Below are 23,233 nucleotides of genomic sequence, written 5' to 3' on the forward strand. Positions count from 1 at the left end.
CGCTGCCGCTATTCGTACCACAGCAATCTGACATCATGCGCAGCGCAATAACGCATCAACGCGCAGATCCGTCCAGCGTCGACAGAATCTGGTGCGCGGCGCGCACGCGCTCGGCAATCGGGAACGCCTTGTTGGCAAGCATCACGATGCCCATCTGCTTCGCGGGCACGAAGGCCACATAAGCACCGAAACCATTGGTCGAGCCGGTCTTGTTGACCCAGACAGCCTGCGTCGGCGCGATCGACGGCGAGAGCTCACGGGCCGACGTGGTCTCGTAAGCCATCTTGGGTCCGTTACCGGCGAGCAGCGAATCGAGCGTGACCGGGTACGGGTATTGCTCCCAGATCAAGTCCTGCGTCATCGGGCTGTCGAAGTAGTAACCGATACGTGTGTCGTGAATCGCTTGCTGCAACTTGGCGTCGCCGATCGGTTTGCCGAGTTGCACGCTCACGAAGCGCAACAGGTCACCCGCCGTCGTCCTCACACCATAGGTTTTCGCTTCGAGAATGTCGGGATTCGCACGCACAGGCTTGTCGTTCTTCGCATAGCCCCACGCGTAGTTCGCCATCTGATCGGCAGGTACGCTCAAGTACGTATGCGACAGACCCAGCGGCGTGAACACGTGTTGGGTCATCAGCGCGTTGTAATCGCCGCCCATTGCGCGCGCCGTAATAAAACCGAGCGTGCCGATGCTCACGTTCGAGTACTTGCGCACGGTGCCCGGCGTGCCTTCCGGCTTCCACGACTTGAGATAACCGAGCAATTGATCGTCCGTGCGAATCTCATCCGGCACTTGCAGCGGCAGGCCGCCTGCCGTGTGGGTGCCGAGATTGAGCAGCGTGAGGTCGCCAAACGGTGTGCCTGCCAGCGACGGCAGGAAACGGCTCGTCTTGTCGGTGAGCGAGAGGGCGCCGGTGGCTTGCGCGTAAGCCGTGAGCGTCGCCGTGAACGTTTTGGTCACTGAGCCGATCTCGAACAGCGTGTCGTCAGTCACGGGCTTGTTCGCGGCTTTGTCGGCGACGCCATAGGTGAAGACGTACGTCTTGCCGTCGACGATGACACCTACCGCCATACCCGGCACAGCGTTGTCTTTCATGACCGGCGCGATGGTTTTATCGACGAGAGACTTGATCGCAGCACGCTGCGGATCGGTGCCGGGCTGTGCCGCATAACTGCGTGCGCTGACGGCCATCCAGCCGATAGCGGCGACGGTGGCAATAGCGGCGAAGGCGGTGGTTGTGAAGTTGCGCGATGTCATCGGATGCGGTCTCCCGGAAGGCTGATGCGGCGGGGCGTCGTGGGAACGACGACGCTCGTCCGCTCGTTTGGACTGCGCTAAGCCTAATCCGAAAGTTGTCGCCGGTCGTTCCCTATGCTGGTAACGGATGTAACCGATGCAACCTTCGATTGACGACAACTCGGGACGAAAAAAACCGCCCTCTGGGGGCGGTAACACGCTGAACCGATTCCGGGGGGAGGGGGGACTAGCGTCCAGCGCGGGGGTCTTGTTCGACGCTGCTGCGTGGTGCAGCGGCGTTGGGACGATCAGCCGTCCTGAAGCGCGGGCTCTTCACGCACTTCACGACGAATCGCTGCGGCGGAAATCATGGCATCCGCGTTGAGCGGCGGCACGTCGCCGAAGAGCGGACGGTAGACGAAATCGCCCACGTCGATCGGCTCGCCGGTGAGCGCGCACACGCCGGGGTGATGGGCCTTGCGCACGCGCCAGATCTGCGCGCCGTAGTTGCCGCCCATGGCGTCGTTCCACGACACGGTGATGGTCAGTTCGCTCGCGATTTCGAGCACGCGGACGATAGGCGCGCGCCGGGTGTACGGAATCACCGGGCGACACTCGACAGGTTCCGCATCGAGCATGGCCACCGTGTGCTGCCATACGCCTTTGTTGCGCACGGCGGCGCCCGAGGCGTTGGATATCCCGGACACACGGCCACGGCCGCTCCGGTTGCTGCAATTGGTTCTGTTTTCGCTTCGCATAGTTAAGCCAGCCGGATGCGCGGCCCGAGCAGGCCGCCGAGTTTTTCGGCACCCAACAGCGCCGTCGCGCGGGCAACCCCGTGCAGCGCATGTTGATGACGCCGGTACAACATCGCGTGGCTCCACTGCGCAAAGCGTCCGCGCACGATGCCACCTTTGAAAAATCCAAATCGCCCGAGGGCTCCGAACGCGTTGTAGTCCGAGAGCGATACGAGCGCACCATGGTCGCGATAGCTGAACGCCGGAATCGCGCGACCTTCGAACCACGCCCCCAGATGACGGCCTAAATGGGCTGCCTGCTGGGTGGCGACCTGCGCCGTCGGCGGCAAAGCACGTTCGCCGCTAGTCGGCACGAGCGACGCACAATCGCCGATGGCGAAGATGCGCTCGTCCTGCGCCGTTTGCATCGTGGCGCGCACCACGATTTGATTCGCATCGTTGGTCGCCAGACCGCCGATGCCCTGCAAAAAGTCCGGTGCTTTGACGCCGGCGGCCCACACGAGCAGATCGCCCGGAATCAACTGTCCGTCGTCGCGATAAAAGCCGTCGCGGTCCGCGCACACAATGCGCGTATCGGTCAGCACGCGAAATCCGATGTGCTCCAGTTGCGCTTGGGTCGCAGAGGAAACTTCCGACGGAAAGGCCCCCAGCAAACGCGGGCCGCTTTCGACGAGGGTGAGCTTCAGGCGTTCGCGAATTTGCGGGTCGCCGTAGGCCGTTGCCATTTCGAACATCCGGCTCAATTCGGCCGCCAGTTCGACGCCGGTGGCGCCACCGCCCGCGATCACCACACGTAAGGCGTCGTCGTTCACGGTGCTGCGTACGGCTTCGCAACGCAAAGCGGCGTTGAAGGCTTCCGCCTGTGGCTGACTGTCGATGAAATGACACGCGTCGCGTACGCCGGGGAGGCCGCAATCGTTGGCCTGCGAGCCTAGCGAGAGCACCAGCGCGTCGTACGGCACCCGGCGCTCGCCTAGCAGGCGCGAGCCGTCCGGTGCGTCCATTTCTCCCAAAACGATCTCGCGGCTGCCGCGATCGAGTCCGCACATGTGCCCGACTTGATACGTGAAGCCGTTGCAACTCGCATGCGCCAGGTAGGCCACCTGCGCCCGCGCCACATCACGCGTGCCGGCCGCAATGGTGTGCAGCATCGGCTTCCAGAGATGGGTAGGGTGGCGGTCGACGAGCGTCACGCGCGCAACGCCGGTACGACCCAGCGTTCGGCCAAGGCGGGTAGCCAGCATGAGACCGGCAACACCGCCACCGACGATCACAATTCGGTTTGCGCGGGACATTTGGGGGGAAATGTCAAATTCAACAAGTGATGAATAAGCGCATAATAGCGACCGTGCCCCCATCGTGTCAAATGGGGTGTGTCTGGGCAGGCAGGTTCGCGCGGGTCGGTTAGACTTGGCGCATTGCTGTCGCGAATTCGATTACCCCATCGCTCAATGACTCCGAATAAAGCTGTCTCGCAAGCCGACTTGCCGCGCAAACGTACGCGCGGCCGTCCCACCGATAACTGTCACGGTGCCGATGCGTTGCTCCACAACGCGCGGCGCATTTTTGCGCAGCGGGGGTTCTATGCGAGTAGCGTGCGTCAGATAGCGGAGGCATCGGGCGTCGATGCGGCACTGATTGCGCATCATTTCGGCTCGAAGGAAGCGTTGTGGGTGGCGGTGGTCGATCAAATCGCGACGCTCACGCGCTCGCTCATCGACGACACGCTCGCGCTGCGGCGTGCACCGATCGAGCCCGCCGAGCGCATCGAACAAGCGGTTCAGTTGTTCGTGGAGGCCGTGTTCGATAACCCCGACATCGGCATGTTCTTCTCGACTGCTGCGACCGAAGAGGGCGAGCGGCTCGATATCCTCACGCAGCGCCTCGTGCGCCCCTATCGCGACGCGATGGTGCCGCTGGTCGCCGACTGGCTCGTCGCGCAAGACCGCCGTGTCGAAGACGCCGACGTGATGTTCTTCATGCTGACTTCCGCGATCAGCAAAACGGTGTCGTATCGCCACATGATGGGCCCGTTCCTGCCGCCCGAAGGCATGGCGGATCTCAAGCGTACCGTGCTGGACTGTGCGATGGCGTTGATTCGACAGTGAGCGCGTAGCCATCGCGTTCTATGCACGTCGTAAGCATTCGCTAATGATGTGCAATTCGGAGCGGGGCGGTGCGCGTCAGTCGTATAAGATATCGGGGCCTGGGCCGACGTCCGGCCCTTTTTCTTTTACGGTGCCCCCATGTCGAACGAAATCAAGCGTCTGAAAACCAATGCCCGCATGAGCCAGGTGGTGATCGCCAATAACGTGGTGTATCTGGCGGGTCAGGTGCCGGACACCCCGAACATCTCGGTCACGCAGCAAACGACGGAAATCCTCACGCGCATCGACGAATTGCTGGCGCTGGCCGGTGTCGACAAGACCCGTCTGCTGACCGCCAACATCTGGCTGTCGGACGCCAAGCACTTTGCTGAATTCAACGCCGTTTGGGACGCCTGGGTGCCCGAAGGCCACGCCCCGACGCGTGCCTGCGTGCAGTCGCCGCTCATGCGTGCCGGTCTCGAAGTGGAAATCGCCGTCACCGCACTGGCGTAAGTCTCAAGCGCGTGGCTCACTGCGGTGAGCCACGCAGCCGCTGTGTCACTGCGGCATTTCCTCTGGCGTGTCCACGCTTTTCGCGCGAGCGGCATCGCCGTTAGCATCCGCGCTCCCATCGCCGATCACACTGAGCTCGAACAGCCGCTTGCCCGCCAGCGAACGAGCGTCCGGGTCTTCCGGATAAGTCTTGAGCAACGGCAGAATCACCGAGCCGCCGATCACATTGCGACGGCTGTTATCCGCCGGCGATAGTCCCCACACGTTCTGATACGTCATCGGCACGGTTTGTCCGTCGATCTGCGTGTTGCCCAGATACAGCATGATGTGCCCGTCGATGTGGATCAGCGTCATCAATGGCTTTCCATGCTCGGCAAGCGTGCGCAAGCGCGTATCGATATCGGCGTTGCGAAGGTCTGTACGACGGCCCGCACGCAACTGATCCGAGGAATGCCGCGGCAACCAGATACCGAAAGGCGCGAAGAGACTGCGTGTCTCCGCCGAACAATCGTTGTAGAACAGCGTGTTTCCCCAGCCATACGGACGTCCGATCATCTGCTTCATGACTTGCGCCATGTGGCGGGGCGTCAGCGTCCACGGCATCGGCACGATGGTGCTGTCGTCGAGCACGATCGTGCGCACGACCGCCGCGCGTTGCGTGTCGGCAATCGGGAACGTCACGGCCTGACGGCCATCGCGAAGCCGTGACATCGGCAGCACCGTCCCGATGGGGGCTGTGGTGCGATAGACCTGCCGCTGCGTGCCCGGCACGGTGTCGGCGAGTGGGGTGTCTGCCTGCACGATAGCGCCGAGTCCGCGCTGTGCCGCCGCCCGCCAGGTGGCCACGAAGTGCTCGTCGGCCGACGCCACGGCGCGCGCATCGACCCATCCGATCAAATCCGGCGAATAGACGAGCAGCCACGCGCCGTCGATACTGCGTGCGAGCGTGTACACGGGGGTGCCGGGGCGAAGCGCGGAGTCTTGCAGCGCGTCGAACGGATAGCCTTCACCAGCCTGATGGAAGTCGTAGAACGCCGGATCGGACGTCGGCAATTGCCGCACAAGCGCGTTGTCGACCGTGATGCCGCGACGGCGTGGGTCGTATCGCCAGTCGGCATGATCCGCATCGAGTTGTGCGAGCGCCATATTGCGCTCGATGGCCCGTATCCACGCTTGCGAGTGCGGCTGAAAATTCTCGCCGTACGTCTTACGGACGCCGACCGCGCTGTTATCAAAACGCCGCACGCGCCGTGCTTGCGAGTCTGCGATCTGGCTCGCGCCGGCGGCGTTCAGTAGCGACGTCGAAAGCCACGTGCCGTTCCACGGCGACGGATCCCCCGGCGCCGTGCCGAAATAGCGCGCACGGAAGGCGTCGAAGCGGCGTGTCTGTTCGGCTTGGGAAATGAGTGGCTGATCGTAGCCAGGGGCATCGGGACGGATCCAGTGATCGACGTCCTGATCGTAGTGCTCGATAGGGAACCGGGCGACATTGAAGCGGGGTTGCGCCGCTGCCGCAGTGGATGAGGCGGATGGCGCGGTGGCCGCGTCGCTGTGTTGCGAAGGCCCTGCACAGGCGCCGAGCAGCATCAATGCACTGGCAAGGGTTGCGAGGGCAGCCGTGGTACGCGCCAGGGCACGCGTTGTCGGCACATTGGCGCGCAGCGCCGGCAGGTTTGCACCCATGGGGGACGATGGAGAGCCTGAATGGCGTCATGCTACTCCATCGCCCCGAGGGCTAGCGTCTGCGAGACGCTCTCGCTTACCAGCGCGCGGTCACGCTGCCGATGACCGTGCGGCCCGTGCCGTAATAGCACTGCACGGTGGTGTTACAGCCCGCCACGTAAGTGCGGTCGAACAGATTGGTGGCGTTCAGTTGCAGACGCCAGCGCCAGCCGATGTCGGCATGCAGCATGGCGTCGACGAGCGTCACGCCCGGCACCGAGAACGAGTTGGCCGAGTCGCCTGCGGTCTGACCCAGATAACGCACCCCCGCGCCTGCGCCGAGCTTCACGTCACCGATTCTGCCGAAATCGTAGTCGGCCCAGAACGACGCCATATTGCGCGGCACGCCGTACGGACGCTTGCCCAGATCGGCGTTGTTGCTGCGTGTGACTTCCACGTCTTGATACGTGTAGCTCGCCACGACGTTGAGCTGGTTCGTGAGGCTCATGCGGCCTTCGAGTTCAACACCGCGCGAGCGAACTTCGCCGGTTTGAATCGTGTTGCGCGTATTGGTCGGGTCCGACGTGGATACGTTCTGCTGCGTGAGGTTGAACAACGACGCGGTGAAGATGGCGTTGGTGTTCGTCGGCTGATACTTGATACCGATTTCGTACTGCTGGCCCGTCGTCGGCTTGAGCGGGTCACCGGCGAGATTGGTCGAGAGCGTCGGCAGGAACGAGGTCGAGTAGCTGAAGTACGGCGACACACCGAAGCTCGATTCGTACAACAGGCCAGCACGCCACGTGAACTTGTTCGGGGTTTGCTTGACCGACGTTTTCGCGATGTTGTTGTCGGTCGTCGACCACGTGAAGTCTTCACGTCCGCCCAACGTCAGATACCAGCGATCCCAGCGCATCTGGTCTTGCAGGTACAGGCCGAGTTGCGTTTGGGTTTGGTCGGTGCTCGTGGTCGGATTCGCCGGGAGCACGCCTTTGACGCCATAGACCGGCGCATACAGATCAAGCGAAGGTGCCGAGCCGGTCCACACGCGGTTCAAGAAGCGTTGCGACTGGAAGTCCGTTCCCCCGACCACCTTGTGCGCGATGGGCCCGGTCGTCGTGTCGTACTGCACGTTGTTGTCCATCTGCCAGCCATTCAGGATTGGCTCGGCCTGATAGGCGGTGCGCTGCAACGTGCGTTGATCGGCGAGCAGTGCGGTGCCGTAGATCGACTTGTAGTCGAGATCCATGTGGGTGAAACGCAGGCTGGAACGGACTTGCAACGCGTCGTTGATGCGGTGCTCGAAGCGATAGCCCGTCGCGACCTGCGTCTTGCGATAGCGGTCGAAGGCGGGGTCGCCGGTGAGCAGGTCGCGGTCGATGCGGCCCCAGCGCGACGGCGTCACCATGCCGATGGCCGGGCCGTAGCTGACCGACGAGCCCATGTTGTCCTGCATGTAGTTGAAGAACCACGTGAAGCTCGTTTGCGCGTTCGGGCGCCACGTGATCGAGGGCTGAATCATGATGCGGTCGTCGGTCACGTTGTCGGTCTGCGTATTCGCCAGACGGCCCAGACCGGTGACGCGATAGAGCAACGTGCCGTCGTCGTTGATCGGCCCGGTCATGTCCACGCGCAACTGACGGCGATCGAACGTGCCGTAGTCGACACCGATTTCCCGATACGCCTCGGCGCTCGGTGCCTTGCTCACCAGATTGACCAGACCGCCGAGGTTGCCCGCGCCATACAGGATCGAGCTGGGGCCACGCAGCACTTCCACGCGCTCGAGTGTGTACGGATCGGCGCGAATCGCGGCATAGCTGCCCGGGCGGTTGGCAATTTGCGGAATGCGCAGACCGTCCCAATAGGCATCGGCGTTGAAGCCTCGAATGTAAAACCAGTCGGCGCGCGTATCGCTGCCGTACGGGTCGGCGTTCACCCCTGCGGCGTACTTGAGCGCATCGCTCACGGTTTGCACCGCCTGATCGTTGAGTTGGTCGCGGGGGATCACGCTGATCGACTGCGACGTCTGCATGATCGACGTGTCGGTCTTCGTCGCGGTATCGCTGCGTTGTGCCACGTAGCCCACAACCGGGCCGCGCGCCACGTCGCGTTCTGCTTGCGCGCTCACGCTGGTTGTGGGCAGCGAGACGGCCGCCCCGGCACCGGCAGCTCCGGGTGTCGCCCCGGGGGCGACGATATAGCCGCCGTTGGGCTGACCGGTCGCTTGCAGGCCGGTGCCTTCGATCAGGATCGCGAGTGCGAGCGACGGCGTGTAAGTGCCGGACACGCCTGCGGTGCGCTTGTCTGCAATTTGGGCGGCGTCGTACGAAATCATCAGCCCGGTTTGCTGGGCGAAGGCGACGAGGCCTTGTTGCAGCGAGCCGGCCGGAATATGCAGCGACTGTGCCGGGCGGGCGGCGCTTGCCGGGGTCGTAGTAGTAGTGGCAGTCGTCGCGGGCGCCGCGTCGGCGGCATGGGCGTGTGCGCTCAGCGCGAAGAGCGCGAAGGCGGCCAGCGAGACGGCGCGGCGGGTACCAGCATTGGCGCGAACACGAGCGGCACGCATCGGCGTGGGGCTGACGTGAGAAGACATGACGGCGGATTCCTTTCTATGGAGCATCGAACATCGAAATGGGCATTCCTTCCTATGCCCCGCGAGATTCGAAAACCCCTCATCCGACGGCAAAAATATTTGGATTGGCGGTAGCGCGTGTCGATCGAACCAGCGAATCAAGTGTGCGTTCGATCGCCACCGACAGCCCGGAAGCGCCCGGGCGACTCCCCGCTTTGCGTGCCCGGCTGTACGCGCACCCACCAGCGGGTGTAACGCGTGACATCGACGGGTAGGGCGCGCGCGAGCATGTCGAGCACGCGATCGGTATCGTCGACCGGATAGATGCCCGAGACGCGCAAATTAGCCACTTCGGGCGCGCAACTGAGATGACCGCGTCGATAGCGGCTCAATTCGGCAAGGAAATCGCCGAGCGGCATGGCGTGGACGACGAGCATGCCTTGCGTCCATGCGGCCGCGGCATTGACGGCGCTTGGATCGTCGACACGCGAGCGGATCGCCGTGGCGTCGAACGTGGCGCTCTGACCCACCGTGAGCACGATGGCGTCGGACGTCGCGTTCGAGGGTGTGACGCGCACCGCGCCTTCGAGCACCGTGACGGACGCGGTGTCGTCGAGTTGTCGCACCACGAAGCGTGTGCCGAGGGCTTGCAAGCGGCCGTAGGCGGTGTCGACGAAGAAGGGGCGATGCCCGTGGTCCGCATCGGTACCGGTAGTGATGGCAATCTCGCCGCGCAGCAAATGCAGGCGGCGTACGTCTTGCGTGAAACGGACGTCGACGGCGGATTCGGTGTTGAGCGCAAGTGCGGTGCCGTCGTCGAGCTGGACATTGCGGCGCTCGCCGACGCCGGTGCTCAAGTCGGCGTGCAGCGAGCGCACCGTGGAGCTGTCGCGAGCGGTCCATGCCGCGCCTGCGACGGTGGCGAAAGCCAACATTCCCAGCACGCGGCGACGCGACTGACTCGCTTTGGCTTTGCGGGCGTTCAGGCGTAAAAGCGTGCCATGTGCGATCGCAGGCGGCACGGTGCGCATCTGACTGCCGAAGTCGACCAGGCGCTGCCATGCCTGCGCGTGCCGCACATCGGCGTCGTGCCAACGTCGCCATGCGGCGTGGTCGGTGGCGCGGGTGTGGGCATTGCCGTCGGCGGCGTTGTTGGTTTGCAGGCGCACGAACCACTCGGTGGCTGCCAGCGTGACCGATTCCGGCAGCGGGTCGCCGGCGCGATGCGAATTGGCGCTCATGGGCGGTCGCTCCCGAAGCAGCAGGTGTGCAGCGCTTTGACGATATGGCGTTGCACGGTGGCAATAGAGAGGCCGACGGCGGCGGCGATGTCGCGCTGCGCGAGGCCGTCGAGTTGCGACATCAGGAACACGCGGCGTACGACCGGCGGCAGGCCGTCGAGGCGGCGGTCGATATCGATGAGGGTCTGGAGCAGGATGGCGCGCGTTTCCGGATCGGGCGCGACGGCGTCGGGAAGCGCGGCGAGCGTATCGAGATATGCGGCTTCGATCTTGCGATGACGGTGCAGATTGGCGACGAGGCCTTGGGCGACAACGGTCAGGAAGGCGCGGGGTTCGCGTGGACTGACGGGGGTGTCTTTGCTGAGCAGCCGCACGAAGGTGTCGTGCGCGAGATCGGCGGCGTCGCCGTGATTGCCCAACTTGCGGTGCAGCCAGTTGCGAAGCCAGCCGTGGTGATCGTGATAGAGCGCGGCCACGCCGGACGCTTCGGCGCGTGCGTGGTCAGTGCGGCCCCCGTTGTCGTCACGCATCATGATCTTGGCTCGGCCGCGTACGGACGCAACCGTCGCTGATTCAACAGCTTCGTTGGTTAATGATAATCATTCGCATCATATCATGTCACGCATGGGGCGGCGACGGGGGGAAATAAATAGGGGGTGTGCAGAAGCCGACATCCCGAAAATTAGGACTATCGGTAATGGGGGTATGTACGACGAACTGTATAAATGTACAGTACAATCGCCAATGCCGAACGGAGCGTGGATGCTGTCAGCGCCTGTCGTATCGGCCTGATAAAGTAGTTCCCCCGAGGCGCGCATGCGCACTTTCAGACGTCAACCAAGCGGCCCTGAACAATTGGATAACTCGTCCTCGAAACCTGACCTGTCTATCGACCCGTCGACCGACACGTCGGCTGATCCGTCGGCCAACCACGCCATTCGTATTCGTGGTGCCCGCCAGCACAACCTCAAGAACCTCGACGTCGATCTCCAGACCGGTGAGATGACGGTCGTGACCGGTCCGTCCGGCTCCGGTAAGTCGAGCCTGGTCTTCGACACCTTGTTTGCCGAAGGCCAGCGCCGCTATGTCGAGACCTTCAGTGCCTACGCGCGCCAGTTCCTCGACCGCATGGACCGTCCGCAGGTCGATCATGTGGAAGGCGTGCCGCCCGCCATCGCCATCGATCAGACCAACCCCGTGCGCAGCTCGCGCTCGACGGTCGGCACGATGACCGAGCTCAACGACCACCTCAAGCTCCTGTTCGCTCGCGCGGCGGCGCTGTTCGATCGCGAGACGGCGCAACCCGTTCGCCACGATACGCCCGAGACCATTTACGCCGAACTGATGGCGCGTACCGCGCAGGGTGACCCGCGTCTGGTCGTCACCTTCCCCGTGGAATTGCCGGGCAGCGTCACTGCCGATGAGGTCGAGCAATGGCTCTCCGCATCGGGCTACACCCGTGTGCAAGCCGAGCGCGAAGTCGTGAGCGCCACCGGTACGCGCAAGGTGCTCGACGTGGTGGCCGACCGCTTCCGGTTGCAAAACACCGAGAAAGCGCGCGCGATGGAGGCCATCGAGTCGTCGCTCAAACGCGGGCGCGGCCGGGTGAACGTCTACGTGCTCGCCGAAGAAGGCGAGCCGGACATCTGGCGTTACTCGCAGGACCTGCACTGCCCGGACAGCGATCTGCATTACGCCGACCCGCAGCCGGCACTCTTCTCGTTTAACTCGGCGTACGGCGCCTGCGAGGCTTGCCGTGGTTTTGGCCGCGTGATCGGCGTCGATCTCGGTCTGGTGATTCCCGATGAGCGCAAGACATTGCGCGGCGGTGCGATCAAGACGATTCAGACGCCTGCATGGAAAGAGATTCAAGAAGACTTGCTCGAATACGCCGGTAAGGCGGGCATTCCGCGCGACACGCCCTGGTCGAAGCTCTCGGCCGAGCATCAGCAGTGGGTGATCGAGGGCGACCCGACGTGGAAGGGCGAGTGGAATAAACAGTGGTACGGCGTGCGCCGCTTCTTCGGCTATTTGGAGTCGAAGGCGTACAAGATGCACATCCGCGTGCTGCTCTCGAAATACCGCAGCTACACCACCTGCGAGACGTGCGGCGGCGCTCGACTCAAGACCGAAGGGCTGCTGTGGCGGCTGGGGTCGAAGGAGAACGCCGACGCCGTACTGCCGCCGTCGCAGCGCTTTATGCCGCGCGGGGTGTCGTGGACGCGCGCGCAACTCGAAGCGCTGCCCGGTCTCACGATGCACGATCTGATGCTCATGCCGATTTCGCGCGTGCGTCAGTTCTTCGATTCGCTGACCTTGCCGTCGAGCCTGCTCGACGATGCCCTCAAGCTGCTGCAAGAGGAAGTGGGCACGCGATTGAAGTATCTGTGTGATGTGGGTATCGGCTATCTCACGCTCGATCGTCAGAGCCGCACGCTTTCCGGCGGCGAAGTCCAGCGGATCAACTTGACGACAGCGCTGGGCACGTCGCTCGTGAACACGCTGTTCGTGCTCGACGAGCCGAGTATCGGTCTGCATCCGCGCGATATGGACCGCATCGTGGCCGCCATGCACCGTTTGCGCGACGCGGGCAATACGCTCGTGGTGGTCGAACACGACCCGGCGGTCATGCTGGCCGCCGACCGCGTGATCGACATGGGGCCCGGCCCCGGCGAGCGCGGTGGACAGATTGTGTTCGACGGCACGCCGGAAGAAGTGCGGCATGCCGATACCCTTACGGGCAGCTATCTCGGTGGGCGCAAGCATGTGGCGAACGCGTCGAACTGGCGGGCGCGTCCGGTCGATGGCGAGACGCCGCGTCTTACACTCTCCGGCGCCCGAGAGCACAACCTCAAGCAGATCGACGTCGAGATTCCGTTGCAACGCCTCGTATGTGTCACTGGCGTATCGGGGTCCGGTAAATCGACGCTGGTGCAGGACATTCTGAGTCCGGCGCTCGCGCGTCATTTCGGTGATCCGACCGAAGCCCCCGGGGCGCACGATGAACTGACGGGCGCCGAGCAGTTGTCTGGCGTGGTGTTCGTCGACCAGTCGCCGATCGGCAAGACGGCGCGCTCGAACCCGGCCAGCTACGTCGGTGCGTTCGATGAGATTCGTAAGCTGTTCGCGGCCGAGCCGGTTGCGTTGCAACGCGGCTACAACGCGAGCACGTTCAGTTTCAACTCGGGGAATGGGCGTTGCCCGACCTGCGGTGGCTCGGGTTTCGAGCACGTCGAGATGCAGTTCCTGAGTGACGTGTACTTGCGCTGCCCGGATTGCGATGGCAAGCGCTATCGCGCCGAAGTGCTCGATGTGAAGATTCGTCGCGCCGTGCCTGGCGAAGCGATGCGCGAGTTGAGCGTGTCGGACGTGCTCGACCTGACCGTGAACGAGGCAGTGAAACTGTTCTCGTCGGATCGCGATGTGCTGCGCGTGTTGCAGCCGATCGTCGACGTGGGGCTGGAGTACGTGAAGCTTGGGCAGCCGGTGCCGACACTGTCGGGCGGTGAGGCACAGCGTCTGAAGCTTGCAGGCTTCCTGGCTGAGGCGGCGCAGAAGAAGACGGCGAGCGGGCAGAAGGTCGCGCATCGCGGACGGTTGTTCATCTTCGACGAGCCGACGACCGGCTTGCACTTCGATGACATCGCCAAGCTCATGCGCGCGTTCGGCAAACTGCTCGATGGCGGCAACTCGCTGTTGGTGATCGAACACAATCTCGATGTGGTGCGCGCGGCCGACTGGATCATCGATCTGGGGCCGGAGGGTGGTGAGGGCGGCGGCGAAGTGTTGTGCGCCGGGACACTCGCGGACGTGGTGGCGTGTCAGGGCTCGCACACAGGGCGTGCGCTGGCCGACTACGAACGCAACGTTGTGGCACCGGGGCAGGCCATCGCGGCAAGCCCAGCACGCGCAACGAGCGATGCGGGCATGCCGTTGCAGACCGCGGTCCGTGCCGCACGTGCGCATCGCAAGCCTGCGGGCGGCGATGCCATTCGCATCGTCAATGCACGAGAGCACAACCTGAAGTCGCTCGATGTGGACATTCCGCGCGGCAAATTCAGCGTGATTACTGGGGTCTCCGGGTCGGGCAAGTCGACACTCGCATTCGACATCCTGTTCAACGAAGGCCAGCGGCGCTATCTGGAGTCGCTCAACGCCTATGCGCGCTCCATCGTGCAGCCGGCAGGGCGTCCGGAAGTCGATGCGGTGTATGGCATTCCGCCGACGGTGGCCATCGAACAACGGCTGTCGCGCGGTGGCCGCAAAAGCACGGTGGCGACGACGACTGAAATCTGGCACTTCCTGCGCCTGCTGTACGTGAAGCTTGGCATTCAGCATTGCATTCACGACGGTGCACCGGTGACGGCACAGAGTCCCGATTCCATCGTGGCGCAGTTGCTGCGCGACCGGCGTGGACAGCACGTCGGCCTGCTCGCTCCGCTGGTCGTGGGCCGCAAGGGTATCTATACCGATTTGGCGAAATGGGCCAAGGCGCGTGGGCATTCGCACTTACGTGTGGACGGCGTTTTCCTGCCGGTCGATCCGTGGCCGAAGCTCGATCGCTTCCGTGAACACACCATCGAGTTGCCTGTCGGCGACGTGGTGATTACGCCTGAGAACGAAGGCTTGCTGCGCACGCTGCTCGCGGCGGCGCTTGAGCAGGGCAAGGGCGTCATGCATCTGCTCGCACCGCTCGACGGACTGGGCGATGCGATGACGGCTGAACAACCGGGTGAGGGCGTTGGCGAGATTGAAGTGTTCTCGGTGAAACGGGCGTGTCCGGTATGTGGCACGAGTTACCCCGATCTTGATCCGCGCATGTTCTCGTTCAACAGCAAGCACGGCTGGTGTACGACCTGCGTGGGCACGGGGCTAGCGCTCACGCGCGAGCAGCGTGAAGCGTTCGACGACACGGTGTTGGCGCAGGACAATCGCGGGCGTGAGCATTCGCTGCCGTCGGAAGAACAAGAGCCGGAAGGCGTGGGTGACCAGCCGTGTCCCGACTGTCACGGTGCGCGACTCAATCCGGTGGCGCGCGCGGTGACGTTCGACGAGGAAGCGATTTCCGATGTGGCGCAGTGGACGGTGACCGATGTTCGCCAATGGGTGCAAGGGCTGCATTTGCATGGCCGCGACGCGAGCATCGCCCGCGATCTGATCAGCGAGATTCAGGGGCGGTTGGAATTCCTCGAAGAAGTGGGCCTTGGCTATCTGACGCTCGATCGTGCGGCACCGACGCTCTCGGGCGGCGAGTCGCAACGGATTCGTTTGGCGGCACAGCTCGGCAGCAACTTACAGGGCGTGTGTTACGTGCTCGATGAGCCGACCATCGGTTTGCATCCGCGTGACAACGGCATTCTGCTGGGTGCGTTGCGCAAGCTCGGCGATCAGGGCAACACGCTGGTGGTGGTCGAGCACGACGAGGACACCATTCGTCGCGCCGATCACATCATCGATATTGGGCCGGGCGCGGGCAAGCGCGGCGGCACGCTCGTGGCGCAGGGCAGCGTGGCCGATTTGGCATCGCACCCGGATTCGCTGACGGGCAAGTTCCTGGCGCATCCGTTGCAGCATCCGCTTCAGCCGCGTCGCGAAGTTACCGCACCGAAGAAGGGCGCGGAGGCTGTGCCGCCGAATTGGCTGACGGTGCATGGCGCGACGCTGCACAACTTGAAGAACGTGACGGCGTCGTTGCCGCTGTCGCGGTTGACGGCGATCACGGGCGTCTCGGGGTCAGGCAAGTCGACACTCGCCCGCGACGTGTTGATGACGAACTTGCTCGATGCTGTGGGCCGTTCGGTGATGTCGTCGCCAGCGGAGCGTCGCGCGCGCAAGGGAACGGTTCGCCATGCGGTGAAGGCCGACGGCAAGCCGCGCGCGAAGTCGGAGGTCCCGGCAGAACCGCGCCGCGCCGTGACGCATGCGTGGCATGGTTGCGAATCCGTGACGGGTTGGGAAACCATCGATCGGGTGCTCGAAGTCGACCAGACGCCCATCGGCAAAACGCCGCGGTCGTGTCCCGCAACGTATATCGGCTTCTGGGACACGATTCGGCGCCTGTTTGCCGACACGCTTGAAGCGCGGGCGCGCGGTTACTCGGCATCGCGTTTCTCGTTCAATACGGGTGAGGGGCGATGCCCGGCTTGCGAAGGGCAGGGGGTGCGCACCATCGGCATGAGCTTCTTGGCCGATGTGAAGGTGCTGTGCGATGTCTGTCACGGGCAGCGCTTCAACGCCGAGACGCTGGCGGTGACGTGGCGCGGCAAGAGCATTGGCGACGTGCTGACGATGGAAGTGGACGAAGCGGTTGAGTTCTTCGCGTCGATGCCGAGCATTGCACACCCGTTGCAGTTGATGCAGGACGTGGGGCTGGGCTACCTGACGTTGGGGCAACCGTCACCGACGCTCTCGGGTGGCGAGGCGCAGCGTATCAAGCTAGTGACGGAATTGACGAAGGTGCGTGACGACATCACGCGCCGTGGTCAGAAAACACCGCATACGTTGTATGTGCTCGACGAGCCGACCGTGGGGCTGCATATGGCCGACGTGGCGCGCCTGATCAAGGTGCTGCATCGTTTGGTCGACGGCGGACACACGGTGGTCGTGATCGAGCATAACCTCGACGTCATTGCGGAAGCCGACTGGATCGTCGACATGGGACCAGAAGGCGGCAAGGAAGGCGGCACGGTCGTGGCGGCAACGTCGCCGGATGCCCTCACGAAGGTTGCAGCGAGCCATACCGGCGTCGCTTTGCGACCGCTGCTGGCGCAGACGGTGGCGAAGGTCGAAGAAGTCGAGTCGGTGAAGTAGTCGACGTCGTCGCAAGACGGCCGCGTTGCAGAAGGACAAACGGGACGCCAATGGCGTCCCGTTTGCTTTTCGTGACGGCTCGTCGAATCGCTCCGAGTCACGTCGAATAGGCGGCGATTACCGCCACACCCGATCAGAACTTATGACGCAGGCCTGCGTAGTAGGTCACCTGATTGTCGTGACCATTCAGGCGCACGCCGGAGCCGCCGGTCCACGACGTGGTCGACGTGCCGAACAGGCCCGACCAATCGCCGTTCACGTGATCGTAAGCACCGGCCACGTAGACGTCGGTGCGCTTCGACAGGCGGTAATCGAGAATCGCGTAAGCCGTTTGACGCGTGCCGCCGAAGTTGCTTGCCGACGTGTTGTTGTACATCCATGCACCCGTGAGCGAGAGCGCCGGATTGAAGTTGTACGTCGCGCCCAGCGTCAAGAACTGATCGCGGCGTGCAGCGCTGAACACCGAGCCGATCGATGCCGTCGAGCTCGCCGTCGCAGGCGTGCTCATGTTCGTGATCGAGGCGAAATCGACGCCGCCGTTCGTCACGTCGAAGCCCGCATCGCGCTGGCTTTGCAGATAGTCAGCGTAGAACGTTGCCGGACCAAACGCATACTTCGCACCCAACACCCACAGCTTGGCGGTACGGCTTTGTGTATCGCGCGTTTGTTGCAACTGCCCCGTCAGCTTCAGGCCATTGCCGTCATACGACAGACCACCCGAGAGCGACGAGCGCGCCGAACCCTGACCCGCGATACCACCCAGTGCGTACTGCAAATTCACGCCAATCGCCCCGAACGACTTCGTGTACGTCAGCGCGTTGTTAAAGCGCTGGCCCGTGAGGTACACCTGCCACGAATTCGTCGCCGGAGCGCCGACAGACAGCGGGTCGACAGCCGACACCGCGAGCAATGCGCCCGTGTACTGACGGCCGATATCCACTTCGCCAAACGCACCCGACAACCCCACGAATGCCTGACGCCCGAACAACTGCCCCTGCTGGTCGAAGTTGCCGTTGTTGATCGTGAGACCGTTTTCCAGCACGAAGCGCGCCTTCATGCCGTTACCCAAGTCTTCGCTGCCCGTCAGGCCGAAGCGGCTGCCCGACAGGAAGCCTTCGCCACCCTGTTGCACGCTGAAGGTCTTGCCGCCTTGCGGGCTGGTGTTGGTCTGCATGACCACAGCGGCGTCGAGCACGCCGTACAACGTGACGTTCGATTGCGCAAACGCGCTCGGGGCGGCACAGGCGAAGCACACGCCAGCGGCTGCGGCGATCAGGGAAGGAAGCGGATATTTCATGAGAGTTCCGGTCGGTCTTGAATCACGAGAAATAGACGGGGCCATGGCATGCGTGCTGGCCCTCGATACAAAAAATTGACGCAAAAACGCCCCCGCGCTCTCGTGCACTAGGCAAGAGAACGACGTCATGTCGTCGCAGAGGAGCCACTCGACACAGGTCCGGCGCAGTCGCCGGTGAACCGGTTGTGTCAGGGCATTGGCGGCAGTTAGGCACGTCGCGCGGGTTTGTGACCCGTTGCGGCCGTGTCGCGGTTCAGCCTGTCGCCTTGGAGAAAAGGTAGGCGGCTCGATTCATCACGAGCCACCTTGCACTACCGGCAGCCTTTAGCAGCTTTACGCAGCTTTACGCAGCTTTATGCCGCCTTTTGCAGCACCGTCATCGGGCCATACAGTTCGAGCAGTCGTGCGTATTCCGTCTCGCTGTAGAAGTCGCACTGATAGCGCTGACGATCGGTGTACTGAATCGCCACTTCCACGCAGAAACGCACGGCTTCAGCGATATCCACTTCATGGCTAGCGCTGCCGCCGCTACCGGCCACAGCCGCTTGCGCGGTGATCGGCACGCCCACCACCGGGGCTTCGGTCGCCACGGTCGGCTGCATGATGCTGTTGATGTGATACAGGCCGTTGTCGTAGTCGGTGATGTCCTGCGTCGTGAGCGGCATCACGCGCGGCAGATGCCCCGTCGTCTGCTGCATGATGTTGAGCAGACTGTCCGACACGCGCAGCAGATAGCCCTGCTTGGACGTCGGCGTAATCGCAAACCCGCGCTCGTTGAACACGCGATTGCCCTTGCTCGTATCGACCGAGAGGATGGCGTCCATGGCCGGGTCGACTTCGAGCTGGTTCATCGTCGCCGAACTGCACGGCATGCCCATGAAGTCGACCGGCTGACGCGGCGTGATCGGTGCGTCCGTGCACAGGTGCGTGGTGACGATGACGTCGCCCTGCAACGTGTCGCCACGTGCGCGCAATTGTGCGAGCTTCAGGCCGGCGGCGATGACAGCCGTTGCGCCATCGGCATCCGACACTTGTGCAATCCGGTCCGGACGGGCACCGATCGCGCCGTTACGGCCGATCAGGCCCAGCGTCGGGGCCGTGCCGCCGGCGGTTTTGCCCGCGGCGCCCGGCACCACGATCTTGATGAAATCGGCCACGCGATCTTCGGTCACACGCTCGACGGCGACCGTCACGCCAGCGTCGGCGTAGGGCGCGAACAGCGCGACGATGTCGTCGCCGTTCACGCTCGGCAGGTCGATGAGCTCATAGACCGCCAGAGTTTGCTGCAATGCCATGTTTCTGTACCTCTTGAATCCGTTTATTGCGAGTTGACGCCGTGCAGTGGTGCCGACGTCAGATCGATGCGAGCGCGAACGTGCTGCCCGTCGCGATCTTGTCGATGGCGCCGCCTTGCTTGAAATACAGCGCGTCGAATTCGCCCAGCACCGTGGCGTTGTCGCCTTGCACGTGCAGGGCGGTGCCTTCCGGAATGCCGACGACGCGCTCGTCCGGGTTGATCCCGAGGTACTCGGCCAGACGCTCTTCGCGCGATTCGCCGTTGTGACCTGCCGGCTTGCCGCTGATGAAGTGCGGGTTCACTTGGAACGGAATCAGGTTCAGCGCCTTGAGCGTGGGCGGCTCGACGATCGGCATGTCGTTGGTGGTGCGGATGGTCGGGCACACGACGTTCGAACCGGCACTCCAGCCCACATACGGCATACCGCCGTTCACGCGCTCGCGAATCAGGCCGACGATGCCCGCGTTGTACATGCGATCGAGCAGCGCAAACGTGTTGCCACCGCCCACAGCAATCGCTTCGGCTTGCTCGACGGCCGCGCGCGGATCCTTGTGGTGATGAATCGATTCGAGTTCGTAACCGAGACGTTCGAACACCGGCTTCACGCGCGACTCGTATTCGTCGTAACTGAACGTAATGCCACCGGCGTACGGCACGAACAGCACGCGCTTGGCGCGGCCTTTGAGCAGGGCGTGCAGTTGATCGTCTGCATGCTCCAGATAGCCCAGATTGCCCTTGCGGGAGCTGCTCATCATCAGAATTTGTTTCATGGCTTATGCCTCGTCGAGAGAATGAAGTGACGGATCAAAGATGACTGAAGGACGGATCACGAACGCTTGTCGAGCAATTCGCGAATCAGAGCCACCGCCCGGTCGATTTCCTGCTCGGAATTGAAATAATGTACCGCCAGACGCGCCATGCGCTCGATGTTGAAGCGCTTGAGAATCGGCGTGGCCATGAAGTGACCGGCTTCGATGATGACACCAGCGGCTTCCAGATGCGCCACGATGGCGTCGGCTTCGAGGCCCTTCACGTTGAACGGCACCAGGCTCAATCGTTGCTCGACCTTCGACGGCCCGTAAATCTCGGCGCCCGGCAACGTCTGCAATTGTTCGACGGCGTAACGCGTGAGTTGTTGTACACGGGCGTAGATGTCGGCCATGCCCAGCGACTGAGCGAAGGCGATCGCTTCGCCCATGCCGAGAATCGACGGCACGATCGGGCAACCAGCTTCCAAGCGCTTGGCAGTGGGCGGCAACGAGAGTGCACCCGAGGCGTCGATCGATGCATTCCACCAGCCGATCAATGCCGGACGCAGTTGCGTGATGAGCGCTTCGCGCACGTACAGAAAGCCGCTGCCTTCCGGGCCACGCAGGGCTTTACGCCCGCAAGTGGCGAGGAAATCGCAGCCGAGCGCGCGCACGTCGATCGGCACCATGCCGACGGTTTGCGTCGCGTTGATCAGCGTCCAAACGTTGCGCTCGCGCGCCAGCGCACAGATCGCGTCGATGGGTTGCAATGCGCCCGTCACGTTCGGCAGATGCGCCATCGAAATCAGTCGCGTGCGCGGCGTCAGATACTTCGCCAGCGTGTCGACTTCCATCACGCCATCGGCGTTGGCGGGCACGACGACGACTTTCACACGACCTTGTGCCTGCAATTGCAGCCACGGGGCCTGATTCGAAATCATCTCGAAATCGGAGAGCACGACTTCGTCGCCGTCTTGCCAGTCGATGCCAGCAGCGACGAGGCTGATGGCTTCGCTACCGTTTTTGGTGAAGGCGATTTCCGACGCGTTGGCGCCAACGAAGGCTGCCGTGGCGGCACGCACTTGCTCGACACGCGCATACGTCTCGCGACGGAAGGCGGGCAGGTACGGGCCGGTGCGAGCGGTCTCGTTGAGATACGCGGTCATCGTGTCGACGACACAGCGCGGTGGCACCGAGGCGGCGGCGTGATCGAAGTAGACGAGGCCGGGCGCGAGTGCGCTCTCGGCGGTGATGCGATTCAGATCCATCGAACTGTCCTACGGGGGTGAGACAAAGACAACGGGCGCGCACTGCAAACGTGCGCGCCACTCGAAATTACTTGGCCAACAACTTGCCGAACAGCAACGGCTTGAAGAAGCTGTACAGCGCATCGCCTGCAATGAAACCGGCAGCCAGCGTGCCGCAGGCCGATTCGCCTGCTGCGCCCCAGCGGCGCACGATCAGCACGCGCAGCACGAGACCCGCCGCGACGGCCCAACCTGCTGCGGGGCTCATCAGCAACAAGCCGGTGGCCATGAGCACACCCAACTGGCGCTTCGGGCCGCCGATCAATTGCAGCAGCGCGCCGGGAATTGCCCAGATCATCAACTGATGGCCGATATCGCTCGACACACCGGCTTCGATCGTGGCGGCATACACCTTGTCGACCGGCGGGAACATGTTGTTGGCAAAGAAGTGCGGATAGGCGAGCACCACGGCCACGGCTGCCACGCAGAAACCCAGCATACCGGCGTAGTACTGCTGCTTACGGCCTGCGCGCTCCAATGCCGGATCGGCACCGTTGCCACGCAAGATGAAGCCGGTCTTCAGGTCGTAGCCCATATCGGCAAACGCCGGGCCGGTGGCCGACGACAGACCGACCAGCAGGCCGAGGGCCGTCGGCGGGAAGCCGCACAACATGCCGATCACCAGCGTGATGAGTGCCACGGCAAATGCCGGGAACCAGCCCGAATACATGGCCGCGATACCGACGATCAGTTCATGCGCGAAGGCCGCGAACGCTGCGAACAGCAAGAAGCCGATCAGCATGCCCGGCGACATATGCGTGGCGAGTCCGGCGCACAGTGCGATGAGCAACGCGATACCGACATACGCCAGAAAGCTCGCGCCGAGGAAACCGACGAGCTTGCGATCCGAGACGGTGGGTTGATAGCCGTTCTCGGCTTGCGCGCCCTTGCGGTTGCCGCGCAGCACGAGGAACGTCACCTGAATGAGTGCGACGACACCGGCGCCGATCATGAAGCCGTGCGGCAAATAGATCTTGTTCAGGTCGACGTGCAGCAGCGGCAGCGAGTAACCCTTGATGAGCAGGCCCGCGCCGAAACTGCCGAGCGCCCAGATGTTGCCGATGAAGGCCACGCCGAACGCGGACATCGGAACGCCCAGTACCGAGCCGACGACACCACCGGCCACGCCGTACACGAGCAGACGTGCTTTCTTGCCGCCCTGATCGCCCGCGATGATCGATTCGGCTGTGGCGATGCCCGCAGGCCACGTACCCGTCGCGGGGAAGGCCTTCGAGTCGAAGACGCGGTAAAGCACCGTGCCGTCGAGGAACATGGCGATCATCACGCCGATGAGCAGCGGCACGATGAGGTCGGGACGTCCCATGGCAAACGGGATGCCGATGGGGATCATCAGGCTGTTCGACGCGCCGAAGGTGGCCGACGAGATGGCCGTCTGCACCAGATTCTGACGGTGCACCGAGCGGAACTTGCGCATCATCGCGATGGGCAGGCGGGCGACGAGCATGGCGAGCAGCGCGCCGATGATCGACGTGTTCGCCGAGATGCCGAGCGTGACGATCAGTTGCATGCCGATGATCGCGCCCGCGACCGAGACGGCCACCATGAGAAGCAGCGACGTCGGCTCGAAGACCGTGGGGTGTTTGCCGTCGAGCGGCGCGTAGGGAGCACCGGAGGGTGCGCCAGGTGGCTTGGCAGCGGCAGAGGGCGGGGCGGATTTCATCGGGTTGATTCTCGGAGGGACT

The 23,233-nt window shown here is 63.4% G+C and carries 15 protein-coding genes; 3 read left to right on the forward strand and 12 right to left on the reverse strand.

Annotated elements, in window-relative coordinates; translation table 11 throughout:
* Positions 1 to 55: 55 nt before the first annotated feature.
* The 3 genes from blaPNC to PPN31114_RS10740 all read right to left on the reverse strand — a co-directional run bounded on the left by blaPNC (position 56) and on the right by PPN31114_RS10740 (position 3,290).
* A complete protein-coding gene (gene blaPNC, locus PPN31114_RS10730; protein WP_150679505.1) occupies positions 56 to 1,258 on the reverse strand; it encodes a PNC family class C beta-lactamase in 1,203 nt (400 codons plus the stop codon).
* Between the two features lie 287 nt (positions 1,259 to 1,545).
* Complete coding sequence (locus PPN31114_RS10735; RefSeq protein ID WP_174987924.1) at positions 1,546 to 1,944, reverse strand: DUF3331 domain-containing protein; 399 nt, start codon at positions 1,942 to 1,944, stop codon at positions 1,546 to 1,548.
* A 53-nt stretch (positions 1,945 to 1,997) separates the two neighbouring features.
* Entirely contained in the window at positions 1,998 to 3,290 is a 1,293-nt protein-coding gene (locus PPN31114_RS10740; protein WP_150679507.1) for an NAD(P)/FAD-dependent oxidoreductase, read from the reverse strand.
* Positions 3,291 to 3,446: 156 nt separating this feature from the next.
* Here PPN31114_RS10740 and PPN31114_RS10745 point away from each other — a divergent pair, with 156 nt between their 5' ends.
* Together PPN31114_RS10745 and PPN31114_RS10750 are read left to right on the forward strand one after the other, a co-directional pair.
* The gene (locus PPN31114_RS10745) at positions 3,447 to 4,103 is read left to right on the forward strand and encodes a TetR/AcrR family transcriptional regulator (RefSeq protein ID WP_150679508.1); all 657 of its coding nucleotides are present in this window, start codon (positions 3,447 to 3,449) and stop codon (positions 4,101 to 4,103) included.
* Between the two features lie 138 nt (positions 4,104 to 4,241).
* On the forward strand, positions 4,242 to 4,595 hold the full coding sequence (locus PPN31114_RS10750; RefSeq protein ID WP_150679509.1) for a RidA family protein: 354 nt from the start codon (positions 4,242 to 4,244) through the stop codon (positions 4,593 to 4,595).
* A 45-nt stretch (positions 4,596 to 4,640) separates the two neighbouring features.
* Here PPN31114_RS10750 and PPN31114_RS10755 read toward each other — a convergent pair whose 3' ends face one another.
* From PPN31114_RS10755 to PPN31114_RS10770, 4 genes are all read right to left on the reverse strand, one after another.
* Positions 4,641 to 6,278: an SH3 domain-containing C40 family peptidase gene (locus tag PPN31114_RS10755; protein ID WP_150679510.1), complete on the reverse strand. Its 1,638-nt coding sequence runs from the start codon at positions 6,276 to 6,278 to the stop codon at positions 4,641 to 4,643.
* Between the two features lie 76 nt (positions 6,279 to 6,354).
* Entirely contained in the window at positions 6,355 to 8,850 is a 2,496-nt protein-coding gene (locus tag PPN31114_RS10760) for a TonB-dependent siderophore receptor (RefSeq protein WP_174987927.1), read from the reverse strand.
* 137 nt (positions 8,851 to 8,987) lie between these two features.
* Complete coding sequence (locus tag PPN31114_RS10765; protein WP_150679512.1) at positions 8,988 to 10,070, reverse strand: FecR domain-containing protein; 1,083 nt, start codon at positions 10,068 to 10,070, stop codon at positions 8,988 to 8,990.
* Positions 10,067 to 10,603 carry a sigma-70 family RNA polymerase sigma factor gene (locus PPN31114_RS10770; RefSeq protein WP_246182505.1) on the reverse strand — a complete coding sequence of 179 codons (537 nt, stop codon included), beginning with the start codon at positions 10,601 to 10,603 and terminating at the stop codon, positions 10,067 to 10,069. Before PPN31114_RS10770 ends, PPN31114_RS10765 begins: the two co-directional genes overlap by 4 nt.
* A 355-nt stretch (positions 10,604 to 10,958) precedes the next feature.
* On the opposite strand from PPN31114_RS10770, the gene uvrA reads away from it, so the two are divergent.
* Positions 10,959 to 16,880, forward strand: coding sequence for an excinuclease ABC subunit UvrA (uvrA, locus tag PPN31114_RS10775; protein ID WP_150680359.1), 5,922 nt, complete (start codon positions 10,959 to 10,961; stop codon positions 16,878 to 16,880).
* 133 nt (positions 16,881 to 17,013) lie between these two features.
* Here the strand turns inward: uvrA and PPN31114_RS10780 are convergent, their stop codons facing one another.
* The 5 genes from PPN31114_RS10780 to PPN31114_RS10800 form a co-directional block, all read right to left on the reverse strand.
* Positions 17,014 to 18,177 carry a porin gene (locus PPN31114_RS10780; protein ID WP_150679513.1) on the reverse strand — a complete coding sequence of 388 codons (1,164 nt, stop codon included), beginning with the start codon at positions 18,175 to 18,177 and terminating at the stop codon, positions 17,014 to 17,016.
* 353 nt (positions 18,178 to 18,530) lie between these two features.
* On the reverse strand, positions 18,531 to 19,472 hold the full coding sequence (locus tag PPN31114_RS10785; protein ID WP_150679514.1) for a DUF1177 domain-containing protein: 942 nt from the start codon (positions 19,470 to 19,472) through the stop codon (positions 18,531 to 18,533).
* Between the two features lie 58 nt (positions 19,473 to 19,530).
* Positions 19,531 to 20,244 carry a dipeptidase PepE gene (pepE, locus tag PPN31114_RS10790; protein WP_150679515.1) on the reverse strand — a complete coding sequence of 238 codons (714 nt, stop codon included), beginning with the start codon at positions 20,242 to 20,244 and terminating at the stop codon, positions 19,531 to 19,533.
* Between the two features lie 56 nt (positions 20,245 to 20,300).
* Positions 20,301 to 21,491 carry an aminotransferase class V-fold PLP-dependent enzyme gene (locus PPN31114_RS10795; RefSeq protein ID WP_150679516.1) on the reverse strand — a complete coding sequence of 397 codons (1,191 nt, stop codon included), beginning with the start codon at positions 21,489 to 21,491 and terminating at the stop codon, positions 20,301 to 20,303.
* Between the two features lie 67 nt (positions 21,492 to 21,558).
* Complete coding sequence (locus PPN31114_RS10800) at positions 21,559 to 23,211, reverse strand: OPT/YSL family transporter (RefSeq protein WP_150679517.1); 1,653 nt, start codon at positions 23,209 to 23,211, stop codon at positions 21,559 to 21,561.
* Between the last annotated feature and the right edge of the window lie 22 nt (positions 23,212 to 23,233).

It is taken from the genome of Pandoraea pneumonica (assembly GCF_902459645.1).
Classification (GTDB): Bacteria; Pseudomonadota; Gammaproteobacteria; order Burkholderiales; family Burkholderiaceae; genus Pandoraea; species Pandoraea pneumonica.